Origin of the sequence: Actinomyces bouchesdurhonensis, from assembly GCF_963540955.1 — a bacterium.
In the GTDB taxonomy this organism is placed as follows: Bacteria; Actinomycetota; Actinomycetes; order Actinomycetales; family Actinomycetaceae; genus Pauljensenia; species Pauljensenia bouchesdurhonensis.
The window spans coordinates 15,504-40,268 of the sequence record NZ_CAUTSL010000019.1 but is presented as its reverse complement, the minus strand read 5'-3'; the positions used below and the strand labels follow the sequence as shown (position 1 = coordinate 40,268).

22 protein-coding genes and 1 tRNA gene are annotated in these 24,765 nt (G+C 65.3%); 4 read left to right on the top strand and 19 right to left on the bottom strand.

The window, feature by feature from the left end; all coding sequences use genetic code 11:
- Positions 1 to 197 precede the first annotated feature (197 nt).
- The 3 genes from RYL44_RS04930 to dapE form a co-directional block, all read right to left on the bottom strand.
- A complete protein-coding gene (locus RYL44_RS04930) occupies positions 198 to 362 on the bottom strand; it encodes a DUF3117 domain-containing protein (protein WP_073982798.1) in 165 nt (54 codons plus the stop codon).
- Positions 363 to 553: 191 nt separating this feature from the next.
- On the bottom strand, positions 554 to 1,279 hold the full coding sequence (locus tag RYL44_RS04925; RefSeq protein ID WP_073982801.1) for an LOG family protein: 726 nt from the start codon (positions 1,277 to 1,279) through the stop codon (positions 554 to 556).
- 69 nt (positions 1,280 to 1,348) lie between these two features.
- Positions 1,349 to 2,497: a succinyl-diaminopimelate desuccinylase gene (dapE, locus tag RYL44_RS04920; protein ID WP_314975260.1), complete on the bottom strand. Its 1,149-nt coding sequence runs from the start codon at positions 2,495 to 2,497 to the stop codon at positions 1,349 to 1,351.
- A 138-nt stretch (positions 2,498 to 2,635) separates the two neighbouring features.
- On the opposite strand from dapE, the gene RYL44_RS04915 reads away from it, so the two are divergent.
- From RYL44_RS04915 to RYL44_RS04905, 3 genes are all read left to right on the top strand, one after another.
- Entirely contained in the window at positions 2,636 to 3,412 is a 777-nt protein-coding gene (locus RYL44_RS04915; RefSeq protein WP_314975259.1) for a phosphomannomutase, read from the top strand.
- A gap of 207 nt (positions 3,413 to 3,619) precedes the next feature.
- Entirely contained in the window at positions 3,620 to 4,588 is a 969-nt protein-coding gene (locus tag RYL44_RS04910; protein ID WP_073982802.1) for a DNA cytosine methyltransferase, read from the top strand.
- The gene (locus tag RYL44_RS04905) at positions 4,585 to 5,445 is read left to right on the top strand and encodes an NgoMIV family type II restriction endonuclease (protein WP_073982803.1); all 861 of its coding nucleotides are present in this window, start codon (positions 4,585 to 4,587) and stop codon (positions 5,443 to 5,445) included. Before RYL44_RS04910 ends, RYL44_RS04905 begins: the two co-directional genes overlap by 4 nt.
- A 104-nt stretch (positions 5,446 to 5,549) precedes the next feature.
- Here the strand turns inward: RYL44_RS04905 and RYL44_RS04900 are convergent, their stop codons facing one another.
- From RYL44_RS04900 to RYL44_RS04875, 6 genes are all read right to left on the bottom strand, one after another.
- Positions 5,550 to 6,734, bottom strand: coding sequence for a BMP family ABC transporter substrate-binding protein (locus RYL44_RS04900; protein WP_314768537.1), 1,185 nt, complete (start codon positions 6,732 to 6,734; stop codon positions 5,550 to 5,552).
- Between the two features lie 157 nt (positions 6,735 to 6,891).
- Positions 6,892 to 8,001: a mannose-1-phosphate guanylyltransferase gene (locus RYL44_RS04895; protein WP_314975258.1), complete on the bottom strand. Its 1,110-nt coding sequence runs from the start codon at positions 7,999 to 8,001 to the stop codon at positions 6,892 to 6,894.
- Between the two features lie 78 nt (positions 8,002 to 8,079).
- Positions 8,080 to 8,688, bottom strand: a complete 609-nt coding sequence (locus RYL44_RS04890; RefSeq protein ID WP_314975257.1) for a 50S ribosomal protein L25/general stress protein Ctc — start codon at positions 8,686 to 8,688, stop codon at positions 8,080 to 8,082.
- 167 nt (positions 8,689 to 8,855) lie between these two features.
- On the bottom strand, positions 8,856 to 9,827 hold the full coding sequence (locus tag RYL44_RS04885; protein ID WP_073982805.1) for a ribose-phosphate diphosphokinase: 972 nt from the start codon (positions 9,825 to 9,827) through the stop codon (positions 8,856 to 8,858).
- 24 nt (positions 9,828 to 9,851) lie between these two features.
- Entirely contained in the window at positions 9,852 to 10,901 is a 1,050-nt protein-coding gene (locus RYL44_RS04880) for a bifunctional UDP-N-acetylglucosamine diphosphorylase/glucosamine-1-phosphate N-acetyltransferase GlmU (RefSeq protein ID WP_314975256.1), read from the bottom strand.
- 42 nt (positions 10,902 to 10,943) lie between these two features.
- Positions 10,944 to 11,014, bottom strand: a tRNA-Gln gene (locus RYL44_RS04875).
- Positions 11,015 to 11,125: 111 nt separating this feature from the next.
- Between RYL44_RS04875 and RYL44_RS04870 the strand changes: the two genes are divergently transcribed.
- Positions 11,126 to 11,758 carry a TetR/AcrR family transcriptional regulator gene (locus RYL44_RS04870; protein WP_073982807.1) on the top strand — a complete coding sequence of 211 codons (633 nt, stop codon included), beginning with the start codon at positions 11,126 to 11,128 and terminating at the stop codon, positions 11,756 to 11,758.
- Positions 11,759 to 11,830: 72 nt separating this feature from the next.
- Here the strand turns inward: RYL44_RS04870 and RYL44_RS04865 are convergent, their stop codons facing one another.
- The 10 genes from RYL44_RS04865 to RYL44_RS04820 form a co-directional block, all read right to left on the bottom strand.
- Positions 11,831 to 12,106 (bottom strand): DUF1540 domain-containing protein, encoded by a 276-nt coding sequence (locus tag RYL44_RS04865; RefSeq protein ID WP_276739570.1) that lies wholly within the window; start codon positions 12,104 to 12,106, stop codon positions 11,831 to 11,833.
- Between the two features lie 435 nt (positions 12,107 to 12,541).
- Positions 12,542 to 14,554, bottom strand: a complete 2,013-nt coding sequence (locus RYL44_RS04860; RefSeq protein WP_314975255.1) for a right-handed parallel beta-helix repeat-containing protein — start codon at positions 14,552 to 14,554, stop codon at positions 12,542 to 12,544.
- Between the two features lie 278 nt (positions 14,555 to 14,832).
- Positions 14,833 to 16,767 carry an ABC-F family ATP-binding cassette domain-containing protein gene (locus RYL44_RS04855; RefSeq protein ID WP_314975254.1) on the bottom strand — a complete coding sequence of 645 codons (1,935 nt, stop codon included), beginning with the start codon at positions 16,765 to 16,767 and terminating at the stop codon, positions 14,833 to 14,835.
- Positions 16,767 to 17,744, bottom strand: coding sequence for a 4-(cytidine 5'-diphospho)-2-C-methyl-D-erythritol kinase (locus tag RYL44_RS04850; RefSeq protein ID WP_314975253.1), 978 nt, complete (start codon positions 17,742 to 17,744; stop codon positions 16,767 to 16,769). The genes RYL44_RS04855 and RYL44_RS04850 overlap by 1 nt, the downstream gene beginning before the upstream one ends.
- Before the next feature lie 38 nt (positions 17,745 to 17,782).
- Complete coding sequence (gene rsmA / locus RYL44_RS04845; protein ID WP_314975252.1) at positions 17,783 to 18,763, bottom strand: 16S rRNA (adenine(1518)-N(6)/adenine(1519)-N(6))-dimethyltransferase RsmA; 981 nt, start codon at positions 18,761 to 18,763, stop codon at positions 17,783 to 17,785.
- Positions 18,764 to 19,119: 356 nt separating this feature from the next.
- Positions 19,120 to 19,725 (bottom strand): DUF4230 domain-containing protein, encoded by a 606-nt coding sequence (locus RYL44_RS04840; RefSeq protein WP_314975251.1) that lies wholly within the window; start codon positions 19,723 to 19,725, stop codon positions 19,120 to 19,122.
- 614 nt (positions 19,726 to 20,339) lie between these two features.
- Entirely contained in the window at positions 20,340 to 21,776 is a 1,437-nt protein-coding gene (locus RYL44_RS04835; RefSeq protein ID WP_314975250.1) for an aggregation-promoting factor C-terminal-like domain-containing protein, read from the bottom strand.
- Between the two features lie 97 nt (positions 21,777 to 21,873).
- Positions 21,874 to 23,022: a transglycosylase family protein gene (locus RYL44_RS04830; RefSeq protein ID WP_314975249.1), complete on the bottom strand. Its 1,149-nt coding sequence runs from the start codon at positions 23,020 to 23,022 to the stop codon at positions 21,874 to 21,876.
- A gap of 168 nt (positions 23,023 to 23,190) precedes the next feature.
- Positions 23,191 to 24,102 (bottom strand): TatD family hydrolase, encoded by a 912-nt coding sequence (locus tag RYL44_RS04825; RefSeq protein ID WP_314975248.1) that lies wholly within the window; start codon positions 24,100 to 24,102, stop codon positions 23,191 to 23,193.
- Positions 24,103 to 24,142: 40 nt separating this feature from the next.
- On the bottom strand, positions 24,143 to 24,727 hold the full coding sequence (locus tag RYL44_RS04820; RefSeq protein ID WP_073982814.1) for a DJ-1 family glyoxalase III: 585 nt from the start codon (positions 24,725 to 24,727) through the stop codon (positions 24,143 to 24,145).
- Between the last annotated feature and the right edge of the window lie 38 nt (positions 24,728 to 24,765).

Genomic DNA, 24,765 nt, shown 5'->3' with positions numbered 1-24,765 from the left:
CTCCTCCACTCCGGCGGATTCCAACACCTCCTACACCCTTAAATGCGAAGAGCCACATAACCAACACGTTATGTCCTTTAATCCCGACACTGAGTTAGAGCAGCCGACAGGGCATCACAAGCACACCAGCGGCCCACGCTGACGCACAAGCGGAGGGACAGGAAGAACCTGTCCCTCCGCTTGTGCAATGAGTTCAATCAGATTGCCTGAGTGAGCGCGTCGGCGAGTTCGCCCGCCTCCTGGGTGCTCATCTCAATCACGAGGCGACCGCCCCCTTCAGTGGGGATCCGCACGACGATGCCGCGACCTTCCGCGGTTACTTCGAGTGGGCCATCCCCCGTGCGAGGTTTCATCGCTGCCATGTTGAGGACTCCTTCCGAAACTACTGCCCACGCCGCCCACGGCGGGGCACCCCATCAATCTTACCGGATAACTGCGCGTTGTCCTTGACAGGTGATGCACTCTCAGGAATAAAAACAAGCTAACCCATGGACGTGCCCAGTAAACACGACCTTGTCAGCGCATCAGAACCCCTCACAATGAGCGCGTTACACTACTCACCCGTTGCTAGGCTCACCGCCTCCTCAGGGTCATCCACGACATGCAGCAGCTCCACGTCACCTGGGGAAATCATGCCAGCCTCCACCATGGCCGAACGAATCCACTCCACAAGGCCGGACCAGTACTGCGTACCGACGAGCACCAGCGGGAATGACCGAATCTTCCCCGTCTGGACCAGGGTCGCAGATTCGAAGAGCTCGTCCATTGTGCCAAAGCCCCCCGGCATCACGATGAAGCCCTGCGAATACTTGACGAACATGGTCTTGCGGGCGAAGAAATAGCGGAAGTTGACGCCGCGGTTGATCCACTGGTTCATGCCCTGTTCGCGTGGCAGCTCGATGCCCAGGCCCACGGACGTACCGCCGGCCTCCCACGCGCCACGGTTCGCGGCCTCCATCATGCCCGGCCCCCCACCAGTGATGACCGCATAGCCACGCTCGGCCAACAGCTGGCCGATACGCTGCGCAGCCCGATAGAGAGGTTCGTCGGGGCGAGTACGAGCCGATCCGAAGACGGAAATGGCGGGTCCGACCTTGGCTAGGGCTTCGAAACCTTCGACGAACTCGGATTGAATGCGCAGAACACGCCAAGGATCGGTGTGCTTCCAGTCCGCGCTCTGCTCCGTCTGGAGCAGCGATGCGTCAGCTGTCAGGTGTGGAATCTGGTCTCCACGTAGCACGAGCGAGCCACGGCGATAGGTATTGTCGGGTGTACTCATGGTCTATCCTTTCGGTCGACGTGGGTGGGGCGGACTCAGGCCACGGGGCAGTCCATGGGCGTGTGGAGGCTACTGCGCGAGCAAGAAAGCGCGGAGTGTGCGATGCACCCGGACAATATCTGACACGGGCGCATGTTCGTCGCGCGTGTGGGCCAGGAGCGGGTCTCCTGGACCGAAATTCATGGCGGGCACACCCACCTGCGTAAAACGTGCGACGTCCGTCCACCCGACCTTGGCTGCAAGGCCTAGCTCGGCTCCGGCCTCGGCGGCGACGCGCCTAGCGACAGCAAGGAAGCGCTCGGCGACCGGCGAGTCCGCGCCGGGCCTGGCGCCCTCACACAGATCGTCCACCTCGATGGTCGCGTCCGTGCCCTCGAAGAGGGAGCGCACCCACTCCAGGGCGTCGTCGGCGCGCTTGGAGGGCGCGAAGCGATAGTTAACGGTCATGGACGCGGCCTCGGGGATCACATTGTTCGCGATGCCACCCTCAACGCGTACGACCGAGAGGGATTCGCGGAATTCGAGTCCGTCCACCAGCTCGACGGGGTTACCGTAGTCGGCGATGCGCTCGATGACGGGAGCCATGGCGTGGATCGCGTTGGAACCCATCCAGGCGCGCGCGGAATGCGCTGCCCTCCCGGGGAAGCGCGCGATGACGCGCAGCGTGCCGTTGCAGCCGCCCTCGACGTGGGCGGCGGTGGGTTCACCCAGGAGGGCGAGGTCGCCTGCCAGCCAGTGCGGGTGGTTGCGCTGAAGTCGCCCCAGGCCGTTGAGGTGGGAGGCGACCTCCTCATGGTCGTAGAAGATCCACGTGACGTCTGCCGTGAGCGCCGCGTGCGCGCCTGCCGCGATCAGCGGGCCGGCCTCGCAGGCGAGGGCAAGGGCCGCCGCGCATCCGCCGAGCATGTCGACCGAGCCGCGCCCCCACACGACCTCGACGCCGTCACGGATCTCGGCGCGCCCGGGCACGTTGTCGGCGATGGGGACGGTGTCCAAGTGTCCCGCGAGGACGACGCGCTGGGGCAGGCCCAGGCGGGTGCGCGCGCACACGGCGTCGCCGTCGCGCAGGATTTCCAGGGCGGGCACGGATCCGAATCCGGCGGAGCGCAGCGCGGCCTCGACGGCGTCCGCCAGCGGGCCTTCCTGCCCCGACACCGAGGGGATGTCGATCATTTGCCGTGTCAGCGAGAGCGCATCCGTGAGATCCGTCAGCTGCATGTGTCCTCCTTTATCGCTGCCTCCAGGATAGCGGCGCCCTCCCCCGTCTGTGTTCTGCCGCTCGCTCCCGAGCGGGGCCACGGCCTCGTTGATTCGCTCGGGTTTCCGCCACCGGACGTGCGGTGTTACCCTCAGCACATGACACGCTGTGCTGACCCGTCACTGTTCGCTGGTGTCGCTTCTTTCCTCTCCGCTTCCACGGGCGGTCGTTTCCGCCTCATCATCGGCTATGAGTCCGAGGACGGCGCGGAACTGGCGCGCGAGGGCGCCTCGATCGTCGAGGGCAGCGGAGGCCATGCGCTGCTCATGCCGCGCGCTCTGCCCGCCCCGGTCACCGCCTTTTCAGTGCGCATGGTGATGGCCGACGGCGCCGTGTACGTGAGAGCCGACGGCGAGGCGATCATCTACCTGGGTGGCCGGGCCGTCGATCGTTCGCGCGAGGGGGCGCCGGCCAGCGAGACGGTTCTCGCCCGCATCGACGAGGCCGTGGCGGCCTTCGCCGACGTGGCCACCATCCCTCGCGCCGAGGGCGGGTGGGAGTGGGTGGGCGACGGCATGATCGGCGCCTACGTGGACCGCGTGGCCTCGCGGATCACTTCGCTGGCGCAGGGATCGACCGTTCCCGCCGGAGTGCGCGTGGACGAGGCGTCGGGGCTCTTGGCCTTAGTCCTGGAGCGCGTGGGCGTGCCGGTCGTCGAGGCCGGGGCGGGCCTCACCCTGCGTGTGGCCTCCGACGGGCGCACGCTTGCCGCCTCACTGCCCGAGGAGCAGGTGCGCGCCGCGTTGGCCGATGCCACCTCGACGAACCCAGCGATTCCTTTAGGCGTGGGCATGTACTGCGTCGATCCCGCCTTCGTGATGGACGCGGACGCGATCAGCGCGGGAGCGGCCCTGGCTGCGTTGGCCGCCCGTTGAGGTCTCGGGACAGCTATCCGCGTGTTGTCCGTGGCGCGATACTCACGCGCAGACGCACGCCGGGACGCAGATGTGCATGCCCGCCCGTAGTCTGCGCGTATGAGTGAGAACACCCCACCCTTGGCCGCAGTTTCGCGCTTTGATCGGCCCTCCGCGCCCACCGCTCCCCTACAATCGTCCGGTAGAGAGAGCGGCGGAAGGTGGAACATGGCCCTCACATCGATCGAGATCTGCGCGGGCGCAGGCGGCCAGGCGCTTGGGCTGGAGCAGGCTGGCTTCGATCACCGTGCTGTCGTCGAAATCGATCACCATGCCTGCAACACGCTGCGCAAGAACCGTCCGGAATGGAACGTTATCGAGGGCGACGTCGTCCCCTGGATCAAGGAGCATGCTCACGAGTTCGCTGGCGTTGACTTGGTGGCCGGCGGCGTGCCCTGCCCGCCTTTTTCCTACGCGGGTAAGCAACTGGGTCCCGACGACGAGCGTGATCTTTTTCCCGCCATGATTGAACTCGTGCGCGTGGTTCAACCTCGCGCCATCATGATCGAAAACGTGCGTGGTTTGCTGGATCCGAAGTTCGCGCAGTACCGCGCTGGGGTAGAGGATCATTTGCGCGAGATCGGTTACTCCCTCCAGTGGCGGCTTCTCCAGGCCTCCGACTTTGGCGTTCCTCAACTACGTCCACGTGTGATTGCGGTCGGTTTCCGCGACGACATCGAGGCTCCCTTTGAATACCCCCAGCCCCTGTCCGAGGCCGCACCCACGGTCGGACAGGCTTTGGAGGACCTCATGGTGGCACACGGGTGGCAAGGTGCCAAGGATTGGGCGAGGCGCGCAGACCGCATAGCGCCGACGCTCGTGGGCGGCTCTAAGAAGCACGGTGGACCCGACTTAGGTCCCACCCGGGCCAGGCGAGCTTGGGCGGAACTAGGCGTCAACGGTTCAACAATCGCGCCTGCGCCTCCAGACCCCGATTTCGAGGGCGACCCGCGTCTGACAGTCCGCATGGCCGCCCGCATCCAGGGTTTCCCTGACGATTGGGTGATCACGGGGGCAAAAACAAACGCATATCGCCAGGTTGGCAACGCTTTTCCCCCGCCGGTCGCACGTGCGGTCGGCGCACAAATTGCTTCCACGCTGCGGATGGACAGCCGCGAGAGCGAGGCCGTCGCATGAGTATTAATCTGCTCGAAGAGCGACACATCTTCCATCGCCAGCTGACAGACTCGCATACCCTGTCAATTAACTCGGATGGAGTAGCCAGCAACGCTGACAAGTCCCAGCGCCTCTCTTGCGAAGTTGCTCTGCGCGTCGCCCGGAAGCTCGGCGCGGCAGAGGGAGTGCGTAAACTGGACGGGCAGAGTGCAGGGAGAAACTTCGAAGCCGCTGTCTCGGCCTTCGTCAGTGCAACTTTCCCGGCGCTATCGATGCTGCGTCCCGGTCACTGGGAGATCCTCAACGTCGGTAGTTCGCGGCAAGGACAATTCTTGGCACAGTTCGAGCCCTATCGTCACCTCCGAGAACTGACAGAAGCGATCGAGCAGAACCCAGCTTTGGCAACCGTCCTGGGAAACTCCTACGACATCTCTCCCGATGTCCTAGTGCTGCGAAAACCAGTGCCCCCGCAGGTGCTGACGGAGTCGGGAATCATTATTGATGGGGCTGCTTCTTATTCTCCGTTGGTGTCTCGACACTCGCAAGCCCCCATCGTTCACGCCGTCATCTCATGCAAATGGACGCTGCGATCAGATCGTGCTCAAAATGCGCGATCCGAGGCACTCAATCTCATTAGGAATCGAAAGGGCCGCACCCCGCACATCGTGGTCGTGACCGGCGAGCCTATGCCTTCCCGACTCGCATCCCTCGCCCTCGGAACAGGTGACATTGACACCATGTACCACTTCGCACTGTCCGAATTGGTCGAAGCCACCCGCGCTTCACGCAACGCTGAGGCAATGAAGACACTCGACAATCTCATCAACGGCCAGCGACTGCGCGACATCGCCGATCTACCGCTCGACTTGGCTATCTAGGCGACACCGCCGCTAAGAGAGCACCGGAAACGACCGTGCCCCGGGGCGCAGTTCACATTCACGAACGGCGCATCCCGGGGCACGACAGACGTTGCCGACAACGATCACACGTCGAAGGGCGTAGAGATGACCATGCCGCCGGTCTCGATCTGCCCGGCCATGTCGGACAGGCCGAGCTTCAGTTCGGAGGAGAGCATCGGCGTGTATGCGCCGAAGCCGGTGAGGATGACCCCGCCAGACGCGAGCGAAACCGGCACGGTTGAAGCCGCCGCCCCCTGAGTGGCCTGCGTGATGAGCGTGTCCATGGCCTGCGAATAGTCGACGACAATACCGGTCAGGACCGGCGCGCCAATCGCGGCGCGCACGTCATCAGCGATCTGAACGTAGCTGAACGCATCCGAGAAAGACTGCGTTTCAGCCTGCTGCACGACCGGCACACCTGACTGCTCGCCAGACTGCCCGGACATCACGTCCTCGGTGGACTCGGCTTCGTCGCGTGTCAGGCCCTTCAGGTCGGCTTTCGTCAGGCCGGACCACACGAGGCGAACCATCGGGTTGGCGGCCTCGGTGACGGCACGAGCGGCACCGACATTGTTTTCACCGGCGAGCGGAACGATGATGTCCGCGCCCTTCGCGATAAAGTCAGCTGCTGCGGCCTGCACCTGGTCGGCGTTCTCCGCATAGGTACCTGAACCGGCGCCATTACTCCAGCCGAGCACGCTGATCGACGTGCCACTGGCGAGATTGTAAGCGTCGACCCCCTGCGCGAAGGCATCCATTTGGGAATTCGTCACGTTGTCGGAAGAGCCACCGATGACGGCGAGCAGACCCGTCGTCGTCATGCCCGCCGACGCGTACCCAGCCAAGTAGGCGGCCTGGGAGGCGTCAACGTCGACGATGGAGCCGTTGTTCAGAGACGTGGGCGCCCCCTTGGCGTCCGTGAAGGAGGCGCCGACGAGCGCGAAGCGCACCGAGGAGTTGGCACGCGCCGCCTCGGAGATGGCCGAGGCCATGGTCGAGTCAGTGCCGACAATCAACGTGCATCCAGACGCCACGAGCGAGGCCGGGGCCCCGTCTCCGGATGCTGACTCGTAGGCTATAGAGGCGTTGTCGGCGGCACCCGCTAGGGCTTTCGCGACGGGATCGGTGTCCGCGTGTGCAGCTGAAGTGGCGGCGCAGACCTTGGCGCTCGTGGCAGGGGTGGCGGAGGGCGTATCCGAGCATGCGCTCACGACCATGGCGGCCGCGGTGGCCGTGGCTGCGAGGGCGACAATGGTCCGCTTATTCACGTCTGATGCCTTTCGTCGGGGCGTCGTTCTGCCCTTCACGGTACCAGCCTGACACCTGGTCAGGTCGGGCGGGGCGGCGCAGCTCACCCGCGAACGGCAAGAAGTCGGCGGTGCGGCCTCTCCCTTCCGTGGATCCTGCACCGCCGTTAACTGCGTGTCACAGCAGGTCGGAGCGTCCGCGCTTGGCCAGCGTGTCGACGACGGCCTTGACGGATTGGGCGCGGTCGAGTCGCGTGACGAGGACGGCGTCGGCGGTCAGGGCGACAGCGACGTCGGGCACGCCGACGAGGGCGACAAGGGGACCGTTCTCAGCGCCGTAGACGGCAGAGCCGTCGGATTCCACGCGGATCGCCTCACCAAGGCCACCCGTGGACGCCGCAATGCCCGTGAGCGCCTCGAAGTCACCCAGGTCCGTCCACCCGATCTGCGGGTGCGCGGGGACGACGGCCACTCCCCCGTCGGCGGCGACGGGCTCGGCGATGGCGTGGTCGATGGCGATCTTGGTCAGGTGCGGCCAGTTTTCCTCGAGGGTTCGCTCGAAGGAATCGGTGCCCCACGCGTGCGCGATCGTCTCCAAGCGCTCGTGCATATCCGGCAGCAGGCGGGCCAGGTGCGAGGCCAGGACCCCCGCGGACATGATGAACATTCCGGCGTTCCACAGGTAACCCTGCGACACGTAGCGCGCCGCCGTCTGGGCGTCTGGCTTCTCAACGAACTCGGCGACCCGGCGGGCGCGAGCGGGAATTGAGGAGGACCCGGGTTGGTCACCATCCAGCACGGGCCCGGGCGCGATGTACCCGTACGCGGTCGAGGCCTCGGTGGGGGCAAGACCGATCGTCACGACGTAGCCGTGCCTGGCAGCGTCGATCGCAGTCGCGATAGCGTCGCGCAGCAGTTCAGGGCAAGCGATCAGGTGATCGGCTGCAAAGGAACCGACGATCGCGTCATCTCCGAAGCGCTCGCGCACAACGTAGGCCGCCAGGCCAATCGCGGCCATGGAGTCACGCCCGGAGGGTTCGATGAGGAGCGTGCGCTCATCGGAGGAAGCGAACTCGGGCAACTGGGCGAGGACACCCTCGCGATGAGCAGCACCGGTCACGATCGTCACGGTCGAGGCCGACTGCTCCAGGCGGTCCACCGTTCCTTGCAGGAGGGTGCGGCCCGAGCCAGCCAGATCAAGGAGAAACTTGGGGCGGCGGCGGCGCGACAGTGGCCACAGGCGAGTGCCGGCGCCGCCGGCGGGGATGATTACGTGAAGGTCACTCATGCACCCAGTATCGCAGATACGGCGAGGGGGCGGGGCTGGGGCCTCGCCCCCTCGCCGAAAGCGTCTGCTACGCGAGCATCACTCAGCGTCGCCTTCGGCAGGAGCCGCGGACTCGGCCACGGCCTCGGCGTCTTCCTCAGCCTCTTCAGCGGCTTCCTGGACGGACACGACGACCGTCTCAGGATCGAGCTCAACCTCAACGCCGACGGGCAGCTGAAGGTCGGCGACGTGCAGCGCGGTACCAGCCTCGACACCCTCGATGGACACCTCGAGGTGCTCGGGGATGGCGGTGGCGGGAGCCTTGACGAGGATGGTGAACTCCTCGACCGCGTGCACGGTGCCCGGGACGGGTTCGCCGACGACGACGACGGGAACCTCAACGTCGACCTTCTCGCCGGCCTTGACAGCCAGGAAGTCGGCGTGCAGGATGTCGCGGCGCACCGGGTGAACCTGAACATCCTTGACGAGGGCCAGCTGAGTCTTACCCTCGATCTTCAGCTCAACGAGCGCGTTCTTATTGCCGCGCACGATGAGGAACAGGTCGTGACCGGGCACATCCAGGTGACGGGGCTCGGCGCCGTGGCCGTAGAGGACCGTGGGCACCTTGCCGGCGCGGCGGGCGCGGCGCGCAGAGCCCTTGCCGAACTCGGTACGCTCTTCAGCAAGCAGGACGGGATTGTCGCTCATGTGTCTATCCTTCGTTTCTCAGGTCCGGCGTCGGTGTCGGCAGAGTGAAGGAAACGCGAGGCATCTCAATTCAGGCCCTGTCGATAACGGCGGATACGGATCCGCCCTCGCCGGAGCAACCCCAACAGGGTACCTTACGGCGAGGGCGGATGTGAAGCGGAAGACGGTCAGTTAAACAAGGATGTGACAGAACCGTCTTCAAAAACCTCGTGGATCGCGCGGGCCAGAAGCGGCGCGATCGACAAAACGGTGAGCTGCTCGAAGCGTTTCTCGGCAGGGATCGGCAAGGTGTCGGTGACAACGACCTCGGCGGCACCGGACTCGGAGAGACGCTTAGTGGCGGGGTCGGAGAGGATGCCGTGGGTGGCCACGACGATGACTTTCTTAGCACCGGCGTTGTTGAGTACATTGATCGCTTCGGTGATCGTGCCTGCCGTGTCGATCATGTCATCGACCAGGACACATTCCTTGCCAGCGACGTCACCGACGACACGGTTTGCGACTGCGACGTTCGGGCGGGTCGTGTCACGGGTCTTATGAACGAAGGCGAGGGGCGCGCCACCCAGCTTCTTCGACCACTTTTCGGCGACCCTGATACGGCCCGCGTCAGGGGAAACAACAGCCGTGTTGGACAGGTCGACGCGGCCACGCACGTAGTCCACGAGAACCGGCATCGCGAAGAGGTGATCGACGGGACCATCGAAGAAACCCTGCTCCTGCGAGGCGTGCAGGTCCACACTCATGATGCGGTCAGCACCAGCGGCACGATACAGGTCGGCCACGAGGCGGGCAGAGATGGGTTCGCGGCCCTGATGCTTCTTGTCCTGGCGCGAGTATGGGTAGAAAGGAGCAACCACGGTGATGCGCTTCGCGGAAGCACGCTTCGCAGCGTCAATCATGATGAGCTGCTCCATGAGCCACTTATTGATGTCGCCCGCGATGGACTGCAGGACGAACACGTCGGCGCCGCGAACGGACTCGTTGAAGCGCACGTAAATCTCGCCGGAGGCGAAGTCGTAGGCCGTCACCGGCGAAACCCCACATCCGATTTCCTCGCCCACGGCGTGAGCCAGGTCCATGTGAGCTCGTCCAGAAACGAGGACGAGGTTTTTCTCTCCGGTGGTCACCAGTCCGCTCATGCGGTTGTCTCTCCTTGTGTTGGATCAGGCGCGACGCGCCACGATCAGTGTGCCGATGGTGCTATAGGGCGTAACCATCGTATCGGCTGCAACGCAGCCCTGACCGACCCACGCGGAAGGAACCACGGCGCGATCCCCGATTTCCGCATCGATCAGCGTGGCGTTAGGACCGATTTCACAGTCGGCTCCAACAGTGGTAGTACCCCGCAGGCAGCTGCCAGGGTAGATCGTGGTGTCCGCGCCGACCTGCACATCAACATCGATCCAGGTGGAGGCCGGATCGACGATGGTCACGCCGGAGCGCATGAGCGCAGCGCAAATGCGTTTGTTGAGTTCGGCACCCAGCTCTGCGAGCTGGACACGGTCATTCGCGCCAGCGCTCTGCCAATGGTCGGTAAGCTCGAGCGCTCCGGCGGTGCGTCCGGCGGGGGCCGCTGCCGCCAGAACGTCAGTCAGATACACCTCGCCCTGATCGTTGTCTGTCCCCAGGGAAGCCAGGGATGCGCGCAGGAAGTCCGCGTCGAAAGCATAGATACCGGCGTTGATCTCGTTGATGGCGGCCTGCTCGGGCGTCGCGTCACGTTGCTCAACGATGGCAGTGACCGTGCCGGAGTCATCGCGGATAATGCGCCCGTATCCGGTCGGGTCATCGACGCGCGAAGTCAGGACTGTCACCGCATGACCCGCGCTCTCGTGAGTGGCGACCAGCTCGGCGAGAGTGTCGGTGGACAGGAGGGGAACATCACCGTAGGTGACGACGATGGTTCCGCAGGTCGGGGCAACCGCAGCGTCAAGCGCAGCAAGACCACACTGAACAGCGCGTCCAGTGCCGGGGATCTCATCCTGGTCGGCGATGATGGCCCCCGGATTCACACGCGCAATTTCTGCGGCGACGACCTCACGCTGGTGACGCACAACGGCGACCACATGATCGGGATCGAGGCCGCTGGCTGCCCGCAGCGCGTGACCGATCATGGACAAGCCAGCAAGGGGATGCACAACCTTCGGGAGGGCTGATTTCATGCGCGTTCCCTGACCGGCGGCCAGGACGATGACGGCGGCGGGGCGAGACATGTTCCTCCTCAGGGGGTTAACGGACCCCAACGGGTCCGATCGCTCCGCCCCTAGGATTCGAACCTAGACTAAAGGCACCAAAAACCTCTGTGCTGCCGTTACACCAAGGCGGAATGCGTCCACGGTGATAATACCCGGAGTCCGCATGCCCTTTCAAACGCGCCACACACCCAGCTCTGATCGCCCGCCCCGCCGGGGCCTCGTCCCGTGTGATACTGGAGGGCATGGCTGAGAAGAGGACACGCATGAGCGGCTTTGCGCGCCGCGAACAGCTGGTGAGCGTGGGCCGTTCCCTGTTCGCAGAAAAGGGATTCGGAGCAACCAGCGTCGAGGAGATCGCAACTCGCGCAAAGGTCTCCAAGCCCGTGATCTACGAGCATTTCGGCGGCAAGGAAGGGCTGTACGCGGTGATCGTCGACCGCGAGGTGCAGGCGCTCATCACCTCACTACAGTCATCGCTGGAATCCTCGGAGCGTCCGCGTCTCATTTTGGAGAACGCGACCCTGGGTCTGCTAGATTACATTGAGCGCAACACGGACGGCTTCCGGGTCCTGGTGCGCGACGCCCCCTCGGATCGCACGGCCGGATCGTTTTCGTCGATCATGGGCGACGTCGCCACTCGCGTCGAACACATCATCGCCGAGCAGTTCAAACGTTCCAACTTCGACACCACCTGGTCGCCCCTGTACGCGCAGATGCTGGTCGGCCTCATCGCCCAGGTCGGCCAGTGGTGGCTGGATGAGCGCCGCATGAAGAAGGACGAGGTCGCCGCACACGTCGTCAACCTCATCTGGAACGGTCAACGCGGCCTGAGTCCCCACCCCACCCTGCGGGTGCGCTCGAGCGACGGACGATAAATAGTCACTGCGAGGCACACGACGAGGCCGCGGCAGGGGTACCCGCCACGGCCTCGTACGCTTGTGGTGCGTTCAGCGCTCCTGGAAGGAGAGGCAGTCCGCGGTGCCCGCGCCAACGGAGATAGAGGCGGCGGTGCATTCAAGGTCGGAGTTGTGGACGCAGTCAGCCTTCTGGCAGGCGCCGACGAAAGAATTGGCCTTGGCGAGGCCACCCTTGACGGTCAGCGGAATGAAGGTTGTGCAGGAGGTCGAGTAGCCGACGGTGATCGCGGCGGCTCCGCAGCTCTTCTCCTTGTTGTAGGAGCAGTCGGTGACGGAGCAGTCGAGGATGCGGGGCATATCTGCCATGGTAGTGTCCTTTACAACGTGGCCCCGTGGGGCCGTTCACTGGGTCGGTCGCGACCGGGTGGTCGCGCTGTTGACTCCAGTGATACGCCTTTTCGCAACATGTGCAAACGAAGCTGTTTTTCGTTGCAATTCCAAGGCATTCATTGCCCACAGGCGGATATATTTTCGCGCTTTCATCATCACTAATTACGCAAATAAAAAAGCGATTCCTTTTGCGTAATTGGGGTAGGTGAGCCTGTGCTGCTCACCTTTGCCATACCTATGTCGGAAGCCAACCGGGACCCCACATCAACCACAGCGCGTCCCACAAACACACCCCCCTCCAAAGAATCCGCCATCGCCCACTGCGCCCCGGCCTCGTCCACGTCACGTGACACAATTCGCCCGCACTACCGAGGCAGCGCGAGCGATTGCGACAACAAACCCGCAGTCAGATCACTTCGCGGACCAGAAGCGGATCACGATCGTCGTCCCATCATCGGCCGACTGCGAGCGCGCCAGATCACCAACATACCTATAGGACCCCGAGAAATCAGTTGAGGAGACGGGCAGATACGAAGGCGCATCGCCGGTCGTCACGTTATAGACCCGCACGCCGCCTTCCTGCGTGTACTCCATGTCGCTGGTCAGCTCAACGCCATCAGCCTTCGAAACCCAGTAGCGGTGGGTCGTACCGTCCGGCCCGCTTTCCTCACCCTGGAACCAGTAGAGACTGAAGTCATCCGTCTCCGGGATACCGCGAACAACCAAGCCATCGACCTGCGCATAGTTCACGACTTGGCTCTTGGCTGTGTAGCCGGCCTCGTCATCACGCTTGTTATCGCGCAACGTGATGCCGCGAGACGACAGAGCACTCTCGCCGAGGCCGAAGTCGGCGCGAATCTCCTCGGCGTAGGGGCGCACGATGACATTGTCGCTCACCGAGACATTGCGGATGTCGCCCTTGACCTCCTGGAAGTCGATCGCGCCGCGCGTATTGCCATAAAAGTCGTTCGTCGTTCCCGAGCGCACCAGCTTGTTGTGTGCAATCGTGATGCCGCCATCCGTGTTCAGGTCATAGTTATGGCCATCGAACACCGTGTTCAGACGGATACCAGCTCCGGAGAAATTATTGATCAGCAGGTTATCGCGGATGAGGTGGGACTTGCCGCCGAAGATGCCAATACCCGAGGCCCGCCACCCCAGCTCAATCGTGTTATCGACGAAAGAATTGGCCTCAGCGACGCGTGCCTGACTGTTCGTCGACGCGTCGATACTCGACCACGAGGCGAGGCCGTCGTCACCGTTACCGCGCACCGAGGAGTTACGAACCGTCGAGTTCGCGGTGCCCTGCGCAAAGTTGACGCCATCCGCGAAGTTGTTGCGAATACGAGCGTTCTCGATGACCATGCCGTCCGTGTAGGTCATCTGGCTAGCGTCCACGTAGTCGCCCATCCAGAAGCCGCACTCAAAGTGCTCGACCCACACGTTGGCGACGCGAGTGTTCGCCCCAGCCGAGCCAGCAAAGCCCTTGTACTGTGCCTTCTCGCCGTAACGTGAAGTCAAAGCAGAGGACATGTAGAAGTCAGTCACGGTCACGCCGCCCACGCCACGGTCGAAGACGAAGCCTCCACCACCGGCCTGATCGGAGGTGAAACGCAGGTTCGTGTACCACATGCCCGCACCCCGGATCGTCAGGTCGGAATGATCGACGCCGATCTTTCGTCCCAGCTCCCAGCTGCCCGCAGGGATGTAGACCGTCTTCGAGGCGGAGTTCGCGGCCTCATTCATCGCCCATATGAGAGCATCGGAATCATCCACGCCGTCGCCGGGCTTGGCACCCCGGTAGTCGGCGATGCTAACCGCTCCAGCTGGACGCGAAATCTCAGGCAGCGCTTCCTCAAGCTCAATGAAGTCGATGCCGTAGGCGTTCTGGTCGTCACCGACCTTGACGATCTGGATATGGTCACCTTTGTGGACCTGGCGATTCAGCAGGGTGTGCGCCTCGTCGAAGCGGAAACGCGCGCTCGTGGTGGAGGGTGCCTGACCGGGTTCGTCGTACACGTGATCACCGCCGACATACTGCCAGGCGGTCTCAGAGGACAGGTCGAGGGATGCAGCGCTCTCACCGTTGACGCGAACATCGACCCGCCCGCTCGCGTGGTCGGGTAGCGTGAAGCGCAGGTCCAGTGCATTACCCGGAACCGAGGCCGTGAAGTCGACGGAGGAGTCCTTGCTCGTCAGGGCCACGTAGGACTGGCCCGAGGCCTCAATCGCAGTCGACTCGAGGTCGTCCGATCGTTCGAGGCTGGTCCCCTCCGATCGGCTCGCTTCCTCCGCCTCGTAGCGGGTGTAGGGAAGATTCGCGCCGTAGTGGTCGTCGGCCGCCACCGCGGAGGGAATCAGGGCGGGAACCAGCGCGATGACGCCGAGGGCGCTCACGCCGGCAATGAATGGTCCGCGTTTCATCTGTTTTTTGTTCCTCAATCCATGCCCGGAGGGGCGCGCGGGGCGCGTCGCCTCGCTCCTGCGCCTTCCTACAAGGGAGGACGCGGCCTCATGGTAGAGGATTGTGACCACTGTCAAAAAGTTGCTGGGAAATTTTCGCAGTGTCGGTCGGCCCGTCATAAAGCCGACCGAACGCCGAAGCTAATTGACTGTCAATATAATTCAGTCGGCTCGTCCCACAGCGTCGCATCGTTGCCACCACGCCCGCAACGAGGAGACGGCAACACCTCTCCCCCGCTTTACTCGGCAGCCTCGGCCGCCTCCAGCCAGGCCTCCTCCAGCCCTTCAATTTCCCCCAAGATGTCCTGATGCTTCACGGACACCGTCGTCAATTCTGAGACGACAGAGGCGTCCGACGCCACCGTGATAGACAACGACTCCAACCGAGACTCCAGGTTCGAGGCCTCGGCACGCAGGCGCTCCAGCCTACGTTCAATGCGGGCCACTTCCTTCTTAGCCGCGCGCCGCGCCGCCGCGTCACTCACGCCGCCGCGAGCGCTCCCCAGCCCCGCGCCTTCCTCGCCCGAGGAAGCATGCGCGGAGGACACCGCCAAGCGGGAGGCGGAGCCGGCCTCGTCGGCGCGAGAGGACGACCCGAAAGCCCCAACGTCGCCGGAGGCGCGCATCTGCAGGTACTGCTCGACACCCCCGGGCAGCGCCCGGACCTGTCCGTCGCCGAGGAGGGCGACCTGATGGTCGGTGACGCGCTCAAGGAGGTAGCGGTCGTGGGAGACGACGACGAGGGTACCCGGGAACGTGTCGAGCAGATCCTCCATGGACGCCAGCGTGTCGGTGTCCAGGTCGTTCGTGGGCTCATCGAGGAGCAGTACGTTCGGCTGGCTCATGAGCAGGCGCATGAGCTGGAGGCGTCGGCGCTCGCCGCCCGAGATCTCGCTGATGCGCGTGTAGGCTCGGGCGCGCGTGAACCCCATGCGCTCCGTCATCTGGGAGGCGCTGACCTCCTTGCCGTCCACGACGACACTCTGGGCGACGTCTGCGACAGCCTCGACGACGCGCATGTCAGCCAGGGCGTCGAGCTCGTGCGTGTCCTGAGAGAGGGTGGCGACCTGAACGGTCTTGCCGCGCTTGACGCGCCCCGAGGTGGGCTCGAGGTCGCCGCGCAGCAGGTTCAGGATCGTCGTCTTACCAGCGCCGTTGACGCCCACGATGCCGACGCGTTCGGCGGGGGCCAGGCGCCAGGTGACGCCTTCAAGGATGTCCAGGCGCGAGCCGTCGGGGCGTGTGAAGGACACGGACACGTCCTCAAGGTCGATGACGTCCTTGCCCAGGCGCGCGGTCGCCATCTTGACCAGCTCGACGGTGTCGCGCGGGGGCGGCACGTCGGCGATGAGGGCCTCGGCGGCAGCAATGTGGAACTTCGGCTTCGACGTGCGGGCGGGCGCCCCGCGGCGCAGCCACGCGAGCTCCTTGGTCAGCAGATTCGCGCGCTTGGCGGCAGCCACGTCCGCCTGGCGCATGCGCTCGGCGCGCGCCAGCGTGTAGGCGGCGTAAGAGCCGTCGTAGATTTCGACGTGCCCGGCTATCTGCGGGCGGTCACCACCCGGGTCGACGCCGGGGACGACCTCCCAGATGTGCTCGCACACGGCGTCGAGGAACCAGCGGTCGTGGGTGACCGCCAGGAGCGCGCCGGACGCGCCGGGGCGAGCGAAGCGGGCGTTCAGGTGGGCGGCCAGCCAGGCCACGCCCTCGACGTCGAGGTGGTTGGTGGGCTCGTCCAGGCACACGATGTCGGCGGTGGCCGCGAGCACGCGGGCGAGCGCGACGCGGCGGCGCTGTCCGCCCGACAGGGTGCCGACGAGGGCCGCGGCGTCGATGTCGGCGAGGAGGCCGGCGTGGATGTCACGCACGGCCGGGTCGGAGGCCCACTCGTACTCCTCCATGCCGGGGTGAACGGCCTGGATGACGGTGTCCTCGGGGTTGAGGGTGTCCGCCTGGGTCAGGACGGCGACGCGCACGCCGTCGCGGCGGGTCACCACTCCCCCGTCGGGTTCCTGCGTGCCGGCGACGATGCGCAGGAGCGTTGACTTTCCCGCGCCGTTGGGGCCGAGGATGCCGACGCGGCTGCCGTCGTCGAGGCCGACCGTGACCCCTTCGAGGAGCTTGCGCGACCCCGCGAGGGCGCCGACGTTCTGAGTTCCGAGCAGGTGCGCCATCAGATGGCCTCCGTCGATTCGATGCGGGCGCCACGCGCGGGCCCGCGGGTGGGGATCGCGCGCGCGACCGTGGGGGCATCACTCAGGGCGTCCGCAAGGGCGTAGGCGTGCTCGGCGTCGCGCGCGAGGGCCGCGACAGTCGGGCCGGACCCGGACAGCGTGACCGCCAGGGCTCCCGCGTCCTGCGCGGCGGCGATGGTCTCGGCCAGCTCGGGGCGCAGGCGCAGTGCGGGGGCCTGCAAGTCGTTCACGAGGCAGTGGCGCAGATCCTCGGGTCCCGCGCACAGGGCGGCAACCTCCTCGGGCGCGGGTTCGGCGAGGGCGGGCGCACCCGCCGCGTCGAGCCGGTCGAACTCGCGGAACACCGACGGAGTGGACAGGCCCTCGCGGGCGAGGAGCATCACCCAGTGGTGCCCAGCCCCGGCCTCGTCCCCCTCGCGCAAAACGCTCATGTGGTCGCCGCGCCCGGTACCCAGTGCGATGCCGCCGGCCATGCAGGCGGGCACGTCGGCGCCCAGCGAACGACCGATCGCCTGGAGCTGCTCGGCGCCCAGGCTCAGCTCCCACAGCTCATTGCAGGCCACCAGGGCGGCGGCCGCGTCGGCGGACCCACCGGCCATACCGCCGGCGACGGGGACGCGCTTGTCGACGCGGATGCTCAGTCCCGCGGCGGTGGACGCCCAGGAGCCCGCGGCGGCGAGGCGCTGGAGGACGCGTGCGGCGCGCACCGCCAGGTGAGCCTGCGGATCCAGGTCCGCCATCGCGCGGGTCGTGGCCTCGTCGACGCTGCCGTCGGGCAGGTACGCGACCGTCTCGACGCGCACGCCCGGCGTCTTGGAGGTGCGCACGGTGACGGTCTCACGCAGGTCCAAGGCCTCGAAGACCGTGACCAGGGGGTGGTAGCCGTCGGGCGTGGGCGCACCCACGCGCAGTGTCAGGTTCACTTTGCCGGGCGCACTGGCGCGCACTTCACGCATGCGATTCCTTCTTCCTAGCTGGTTCCTACCGGCGGCCCTCAGCGGGCCGCGGTCGAGGGCGCGAGGGCGCCACGGCCTCGGGCATCGATGACGGCGCGTCCCAGCTCGACGAACTCGTCGATCGAGAGGGTCTCGCCGCGGCGCGTCGGGTCGATGCCGACAGCGGACAGGAGGGCCTCGGACGCCTCGGGGCCGCCCGCCCAATTCTTGAGTGCCGCGCGCAGGGTCTTACGGCGCTGGCCGAAAGCCACGTCGGTGACCTCGAAGGTGGCACGACGCAGCTCGTCGTCGCCGCGCGGAGCCTTCAGTCGGGTTAGGCGCACGAGGGCACTATCGACGCCGGGCACGGGCCAGAACACGGAGCGGCCGATCGTCCCGACACGCTCGACCGTCCCGTACCAGGAGGCCTTGACGGAGGGCACGCCGTATGTGCGCGATCCGGGGCCTGCGGCCAGGCGATCCGCGACCTCGGCTTGGACCATGACGACGACGCCCTGGATGGAGGGGAAAGCCTGAAGCATGTTGAGCAGAACCGGTACGGCCACGTTGTACGGCAGGTTCGCCACGAGCTTCGTGGGGGCGGGCCAGTCCACGCCGAAGTCGTCGACACCCTTGATTTGCGTGGCGTCCATGGTGACGACGTGGAAACGGCCGACGGCCTCGCCCATGCGGGCGCGCACCGTCTCAGGCAGGGCGGCGGCCAAACGCGGATCGATCTCGACGGCCCTCACGCGCGCGCCGACTTCCAGGAGCGCCAGGGTCAGTGAGCCGAGGCCGGGGCCGACCTCGACGACCTCGTCGCCTTCCACGACGCCGCCGACCGCGACGATCTTGCGCACCGTACCCGCGTCGTGCACGAAGTTCTGGCCCAGCACCTTCGTGGGGCGAATACCGAGCGCCTCGGAGATGGCCTTCACTTCAAGGGGGCCGAGCAGACCCGTCTCGGAGGGGACGGCGCCCTCGGGCAGGGACGGGTCGATGCGGCGGCGCGTGTCGCGTTGGCGGGGGGATCGGCTCACGCTAGCAAGTCTAGTGCACAGCGCCCGCAAGGCCGGGGCCGGGCGGCGTGAGCCACGTGGCGGGGGCCGGGCGGCGTGAGCCGCGAGCCGCGAGGCGCGCTGGTGCCACAAGCCGCGCTGGTGCCACAATCCCTAGTTCCCCAACAATCTCGCACATAATTTAACCTGTTCAGTTTTGAACTACGGCTCAAAACCGCATGATTTCAACGATGTGATTTCAAATCTTGAAACAGTCACGAGGGAATTACGTGCGAAACTGAAAACGGGGCCGAGGCCGGGCGGCGCGAGCCGCGTGGCGCGACCACTCACTCAGCGGGGGCAGGAGCAATGACGACACGCACCTCGTACTTGGCGGCCTACTCTCCGAGAACGGCGTTGGCCTGCTTCTTCACAATGTCTTCCAAGCGCCCCTGCGCCTTGTCAAGCAATCCCTTGGAGATAGCCTCATCTGCGGCGGCGGTCTCCCGTTCCGCCAGGAAGGTGGTGACTTCTCCGACCTCGATCTGGTTGACGACGGAGAAAGACTGGTCGTAGGTCTCGACGGAGGCAGGGTCGATGGAGGCGGAGAGAACTTCGACAGCAGGCACGGTCACCGTCACAACGTGACCTGCCTCGTCAACCTCGACCTGAATCTGGCTCACATCGGCCACTCCGGCCTTCACCTCACCCGAATAGGTGATGAGGTAATGGGCGCCCGTGCCCGGCACTTCCATGCCGAACACCTTGGTTCCCTCCTCAGAGTATTTCCCCACCTGGGTGAAGTTGTAGGACTCGGTGGCGAGTTCACCAATGTAAGCGAAAGAGTTTTTCACGAGAGTCGTGTCAACGGTAACAACAGGTTCCGCGCCCCGATCCTGCGCTGGCTCTACACCGAAGACCGGGGCCGCCGTCATGCCACCGGCGAATCCTGCACCAGCGATCACCACAAACACAGCCACTTTAGCAACGGCAGAAAAACCCACGACGTCCTCACTGGCACAATTACGATGAATATTAGGTAACCTTCACGAGAATTGAACGGTAAGTGTCAAGTTGGCGCAACCCCGGCGCTACGCAGATAGGTTACGCGCATCCGGATAGGTTGCACGCTTCCGGATAGGTTAGCCACATCCGGATAGGTTAATAAGCTATCCGGATGCTCATAACCTATCCAGATGTTCGTTACCTATCCAGATACTCACGCCCATCCACCTACGCCCGCGCCGAGATGCGCACCCCACAGCCCACCCAGCCCACAAAGCCAGGACTGGGCACCGCGCCAAGCTCAGCCCAGGCATCGAATCCGACCAGGTCAGGGAGCCGCGCCAAGCCTGGGCGACGCATGAGCCCCCAGTACCGCGCCAAGCCAGGCCAGGCTGCGCATCCGGATAGGTTAGCCACATCCGGATAGGTTAATAAGCTATCCGGATGCTCATAACCTATCCAGATGTTCGTTACCTATCCGGATGAGCGCGCTCTGAGAGCCAGAGCGCCCACAAGCACAACCACCACACCAGCACGACTCCACCCGCGCCGAGAAAAAGAACCGGGCCCGACAACACACGTTGTCAGACCCGGCCCTCGCAAGCTCTCAGGCTTAGTACCAGCCCACCGCGTTTGAGTGCGCCCACGCGGAGCAGGGAGTGCCATAGCGGCTCTTGATGTAGCCGATACCCCAGTTGATCTGCGTGACGGGGTTGGTCCGCCAATCCGCACCGGCCGAGGCCATCTTCGAACCCGGCAGGGCCTGCGGAATACCGTAGGCGCCCGAGGAAGCATTCTCAGCATACGGGTTCCACTGAGACTCACGGTTCCACAGCTGAATCAGGCACTGATACTCGCTGCTACCCCATCCCTGTGCATCAACGAGGGGCTTGGCCAGGGAACGCGGGTCCTCGCCGGAGTAGGTGGTAGGAACGGCACCGACATCCGCGGCAGCGGCAGCGGCAGCTGCCTGCGTGGCGGCGTCGGTGTTCTTGTCGCCAGCGATCGCGGCGATCTCTTCCTTCGTGGACAAAGAACCGAGCGTCGCGCGGTAGCGCACCGACGTGGTCCCGTTGGCCTCGGTTTTCTCCTCCAAGGTGGCCTTCGGGTCAATGCCGGCGGCCACGAGGGCAGCCGGTGTGGCTTCCTTCGTTCCTTCGGCGCGCACCTGAGTAACAGGCTGGGAGGTGGAATGCTCGGTGATCGGCACGGAGGTCAAGACCTGATCGCCGTCTTTTTCCTGCCACACCGTCCAGGTGGTCACGCCGTTCACGCCGGTCGTGGTCACCTGGGATTCACCGACGAACATGTCGGCACTGGTCGTCGTGGTTTCGCTGAACGGGATGTCGACGGTTTCCGTGGCCTGGCCGCGGGTCACGCGACTGACGTTGATCGTCAACTCGCCGGTCTGGTTGTTCTCGACAGCCACGCGGTCAAGGGGGTGAACCGACACGCCAGCGGCCTCCAGGATCGCGCGGGCATCCTGACCGGGACGCACGGCGACTTCACGCGTGGTGCCATCGACGTTGACGATGACGTTGCGCGCACGCGACACGAGCGGAGTCAGATCATCGCGCGACGCGGAACGATCGGCTGCCAGGGTGACCGTGGAGCCGAGCGGCGCCGCGTCCGCCAGGATGCCGTCGGCTGACGCGGCTGTGGTCCACAGGGTTCGCGCTTGACCGTCGACGGTCACCGTGTATGCCTTGGAGGTACGCACGACGATCGTGTCGCCCTCCCGCACAACGTCGCCGACACCCGGCTGAACCAAGTCGGAGCTGCCGACCTTCACGCCCGCAACGGCGAGCGCGTCACCGACAGTGTTGCCCCACGCGGTGACGGGACGAGACACACCATTCACTTCGAGCATGACCGTCGTGTGCGAGGACGCGACTCCCACGCCGACGATCCCGAGGACACCCGCGGAGGCGAGGGCCGCCGTGCCTAGGACGACACGAGGGGAGGGAGCGAAAGTGCGTAGGCGTCCGCCGAGGACGTGCAGGGCACTGGCTGCGGAAGCGCTCAAAGAGTTGCTCAGGTGGTGGCTCACGGTACTCCCGATTTCTCGATTCTAGTACTGCTGGTCAGCTTAGCGCGGTAGCCCTCGCGGACGCTATGACTGCGGCGCCTGCGGGGGGAATGTCACGTTAGACGAGGCCGAGCTTGTAGGCACAGCCCCATTGACCCCAACCGGCGCGCTGCTGGAGCATGCGCGCACGCATTGTCTGTTCTTCAGCCGACGCGTCGGAGGGCAGACCGGTGCCGCCCACGGACTGCCACGTGGGCAGGGAGAACTGGTACATGCCGTAGTAGCCGTTGCCCGTGTTGGTCGACGGGTTGCCGCCGGACTCACACTGGGCGATGGCCGCCCAGATGGCTGCGTCGTCGCCGGAAGCGACGGCGGGCGATGACGAAGATGAGGAGGAGGACGAGGAGGATGAAGAATCGGAGGAGTTCTTGGTTTCCTCGGCTTTCTTTTCCTTGGTGCCCTTGGAGATGATGCGAGGCGTGGGCTCGGTGCGCGTCGTGGTCAGGACCGCGGAGACGGTCACTTGTCCGTCGATGGTCTCCTGGTACGACTCGGTGGTCTGCGACCCGACCACGCCTTCCTGGATCGTCTTCTCGGTTCCTTGCTCGGCCTCGGCGTCTTCGCGTTCTTCGGTGTCGTAGGGGATTTCGGTCGTTGTCGTGATGTTGCCGCGTACGACGCGTGCCACGCGCAGGGTGATGTCTCCGCCGCTGTTTTCCAGGGTGACGCGGTCGATGGGACCGGCGCTAATGCCGGCTTTCTGAAGGATCGCGGTTGTGCCTTCAGCGGCGGATGCCACGACGTCTGTGGTTGCGCCGTCGGCGACGACGTGGATGGTTTCGCCGCCCTCGCCCAGGGGCATTTCAGCTCGCGTGTAGGAGCGGTCGGCCGCCATCGAGGAGGAGACGGCGGGCAGGGCGGACAGGACGCCGGAGATCGACGAGGCCGTGGACCATGCGGTGGTCCGGTTTCCATCGACGGTCACGTCGTATTCGGTGGCCGTGCGAACGACGACCGTGTCACCGTTTGTGACGCGCTGGTCAGAGGCGGGGGCAACGAGGTCGTGGGAGCCCACGGACACGCCGGCGGTGTTCAGGGCATCGCCCGCGGTAATGAAGAAGCCGGACACGTCACGGCTCACGCCGTCCACTTCGACGGTGACGTGGCGGTATGAGGTGCCGACGGCGGCTGCTGCCGTGCCGGCCACGAGGAGGGCCGTCGCGGAGGCGACGGAGATGACGGTTGTGCGGGAGGGCTTCAGGCTCACGTGTCTCCAGACGTTGTAGTTTCCGCCTCCGGTGCCTCGCTATTGCGCCACCGCTCGGGGTGGTGGTCCGTCGCGCGTGGATGTTCGGAACCGGACTGACACTCCAACCGTAACCAATTTGTTACCAATTTGCGAGCACTTTGATACACTTCACGCTCGCTCCTGCCTTTACCAGGAGCCGTAGACCGCCTGCGTGTTCGCTCGTAGCTGGTCGCACGCCGCCGCCTCGCTGACGTCCCACAGCTGCGCGATGAAACGCACGGTGTGGGCCATGACGTAGGAAGCGTTGGGGCATCCGCGCCACGGGACGGGCGTCAGATAGGGCGCGTCGGTTTCAACGAGGACGAGTTCACGCGGCAGGGTTGCAAGCGCCGCGCGCAGGTCCGAGTTCGCCGGGTAGGTGATGGGTCCCGCGAAGGAGGCGTACCAACCGCGCTGGGCCAGGTGAGCTGCCATGGCGGCGTCCCCCGAGTAGCAGTGGAACACGATCCGCTGATCGGTGCTGGCGCACTCCCCCAGGATCGCCAGGGTGTCCTCGTGCGCCTCGCGGTCATGGATCTGCAGGGGCAGGTCGGCGCGCGCAGCCATCTGGATGTGTGCGCGGAAGGATTCCTTCTGAGCCTGGCGCCCCGCTTCCGCGGTGCGGAAGTAGTCCAGGCCGCTCTCCCCCACCGCGACGACCGTTGGGTCGCTCAGGCGTGCTTCGACGGCGGTGAGGGCTTCGTCGAGCGGCACGTGGTGCTCGCACACGCGCGGGGTGAGCCCGTCGGGTGAGGGTTCGGCGCAGCCCGCGTGCAAGGCGGCTTCGTTCGGGTGGATGGCGAGCGCGACGCGCACGCCCTCGTGGTCCCTCGCCAGCTGGATCATCGGGTCGAAGTCGGGCAGCTCGCACGCGCTCGAGATGAGCGCGGTGACGCCGACCTCGCGGGCTCGGTCCAGCTGCTCGTCCAGGCCCAGCGCCACGCCCTCGCGCCTGGGGATCTCACCGGCGTGGGTGGGCAGGTGCGTGTGGTTGTCCACGACGGGCGCCGCCAGGGACGCGGGGGTATCGGGCCAGGGACGAGGCTTGCGCGGACTCATGCGGGGTGGGTGTCCTTTCGGAAAGACGACTGGGGGAGGGTCAGTGGGTGAGGACGACGCCGCGGGAGACTTCCTGGGCGGTCGTCTCGCCCAGGAGTTGGCGCACGATCTCGAGGCCGAGATCCAGGGCTGTGCCGGCGCCGCGGCTAGTAGTCACGAACTCATCGACGACGACCGGGTTCTCGTGGGCTATCGCCCCACCGGCAGCAATCGCCTGAATGAAGGCGGGGTTCGCGGTCGCGTGGCGACCGTCGAGGACACCCAGTTCGGCCAGGATCGAGGGGGCTGCGCAGATGGCGGCGATCGGCTCGCGCGCGTCCGCGCGGCGCAGGACCTCGGTCTGTATGGCGGGAGTTCCCTTCAATCCCAGGGTGCCGGGCATACCTCCGGGCAGGAAAAGCACGGTGTAGGCCGATAGGTCGACGTCGTCGAGCATGAGGTCGGCGACCACTCGGATACCGTGAGAGCTGGTGACGTGACGCGCGTCGGTGACGGAGATCAGGTCGGAGCGCACGCCAGCGCGGAACAGGACGTCGGCGACGGCCAGGGCTTCAACTTCTTCGAAGCCGTCGGCCAGCATGATGGCTACGGTAGCGTCGGTGGCGAGATTCTCGGGGGTGGGCATGATTCCTCTTTCCTTACGGCTGGTGGACAAGCGTTACG

Excerpts from the sequence above, each read along its gene's own strand:
- RYL44_RS04930 (WP_073982798.1), bottom strand. The coding sequence starts at position 362 with ATGGCAGCGATGAAACCTCGCACGGGGGATGGCCCACTCGAAGTAACC.
- RYL44_RS04925 (WP_073982801.1), bottom strand. The coding sequence starts at position 1,279 with ATGAGTACACCCGACAATACCTATCGCCGTGGCTCGCTCGTGCTACGT.
- dapE (WP_314975260.1), bottom strand. The coding sequence starts at position 2,497 with ATGCAGCTGACGGATCTCACGGATGCGCTCTCGCTGACACGGCAAATG.
- RYL44_RS04915 (WP_314975259.1), top strand. The coding sequence starts at position 2,636 with ATGACACGCTGTGCTGACCCGTCACTGTTCGCTGGTGTCGCTTCTTTC.
- RYL44_RS04910 (WP_073982802.1), top strand. The coding sequence starts at position 3,620 with ATGGCCCTCACATCGATCGAGATCTGCGCGGGCGCAGGCGGCCAGGCG.
- RYL44_RS04905 (WP_073982803.1), top strand. The coding sequence starts at position 4,585 with ATGAGTATTAATCTGCTCGAAGAGCGACACATCTTCCATCGCCAGCTG.
- RYL44_RS04895 (WP_314975258.1), bottom strand. The coding sequence starts at position 8,001 with ATGAGTGACCTTCACGTAATCATCCCCGCCGGCGGCGCCGGCACTCGC.
- RYL44_RS04890 (WP_314975257.1), bottom strand. The coding sequence starts at position 8,688 with ATGAGCGACAATCCCGTCCTGCTTGCTGAAGAGCGTACCGAGTTCGGC.
- RYL44_RS04885 (WP_073982805.1), bottom strand. The coding sequence starts at position 9,827 with ATGAGCGGACTGGTGACCACCGGAGAGAAAAACCTCGTCCTCGTTTCT.
- RYL44_RS04880 (WP_314975256.1), bottom strand. The coding sequence starts at position 10,901 with ATGTCTCGCCCCGCCGCCGTCATCGTCCTGGCCGCCGGTCAGGGAACG.
- RYL44_RS04870 (WP_073982807.1), top strand. The coding sequence starts at position 11,126 with ATGGCTGAGAAGAGGACACGCATGAGCGGCTTTGCGCGCCGCGAACAG.
- RYL44_RS04865 (WP_276739570.1), bottom strand. The coding sequence starts at position 12,106 with ATGGCAGATATGCCCCGCATCCTCGACTGCTCCGTCACCGACTGCTCC.
- RYL44_RS04860 (WP_314975255.1), bottom strand. The coding sequence starts at position 14,554 with ATGAAACGCGGACCATTCATTGCCGGCGTGAGCGCCCTCGGCGTCATC.
- RYL44_RS04855 (WP_314975254.1), bottom strand. The coding sequence starts at position 16,767 with ATGGCGCACCTGCTCGGAACTCAGAACGTCGGCGCCCTCGCGGGGTCG.
- RYL44_RS04850 (WP_314975253.1), bottom strand. The coding sequence starts at position 17,744 with ATGCGTGAAGTGCGCGCCAGTGCGCCCGGCAAAGTGAACCTGACACTG.
- RYL44_RS04825 (WP_314975248.1), bottom strand. The coding sequence starts at position 24,102 with ATGAGTCCGCGCAAGCCTCGTCCCTGGCCCGATACCCCCGCGTCCCTG.
- RYL44_RS04820 (WP_073982814.1), bottom strand. The coding sequence starts at position 24,727 with ATGCCCACCCCCGAGAATCTCGCCACCGACGCTACCGTAGCCATCATG.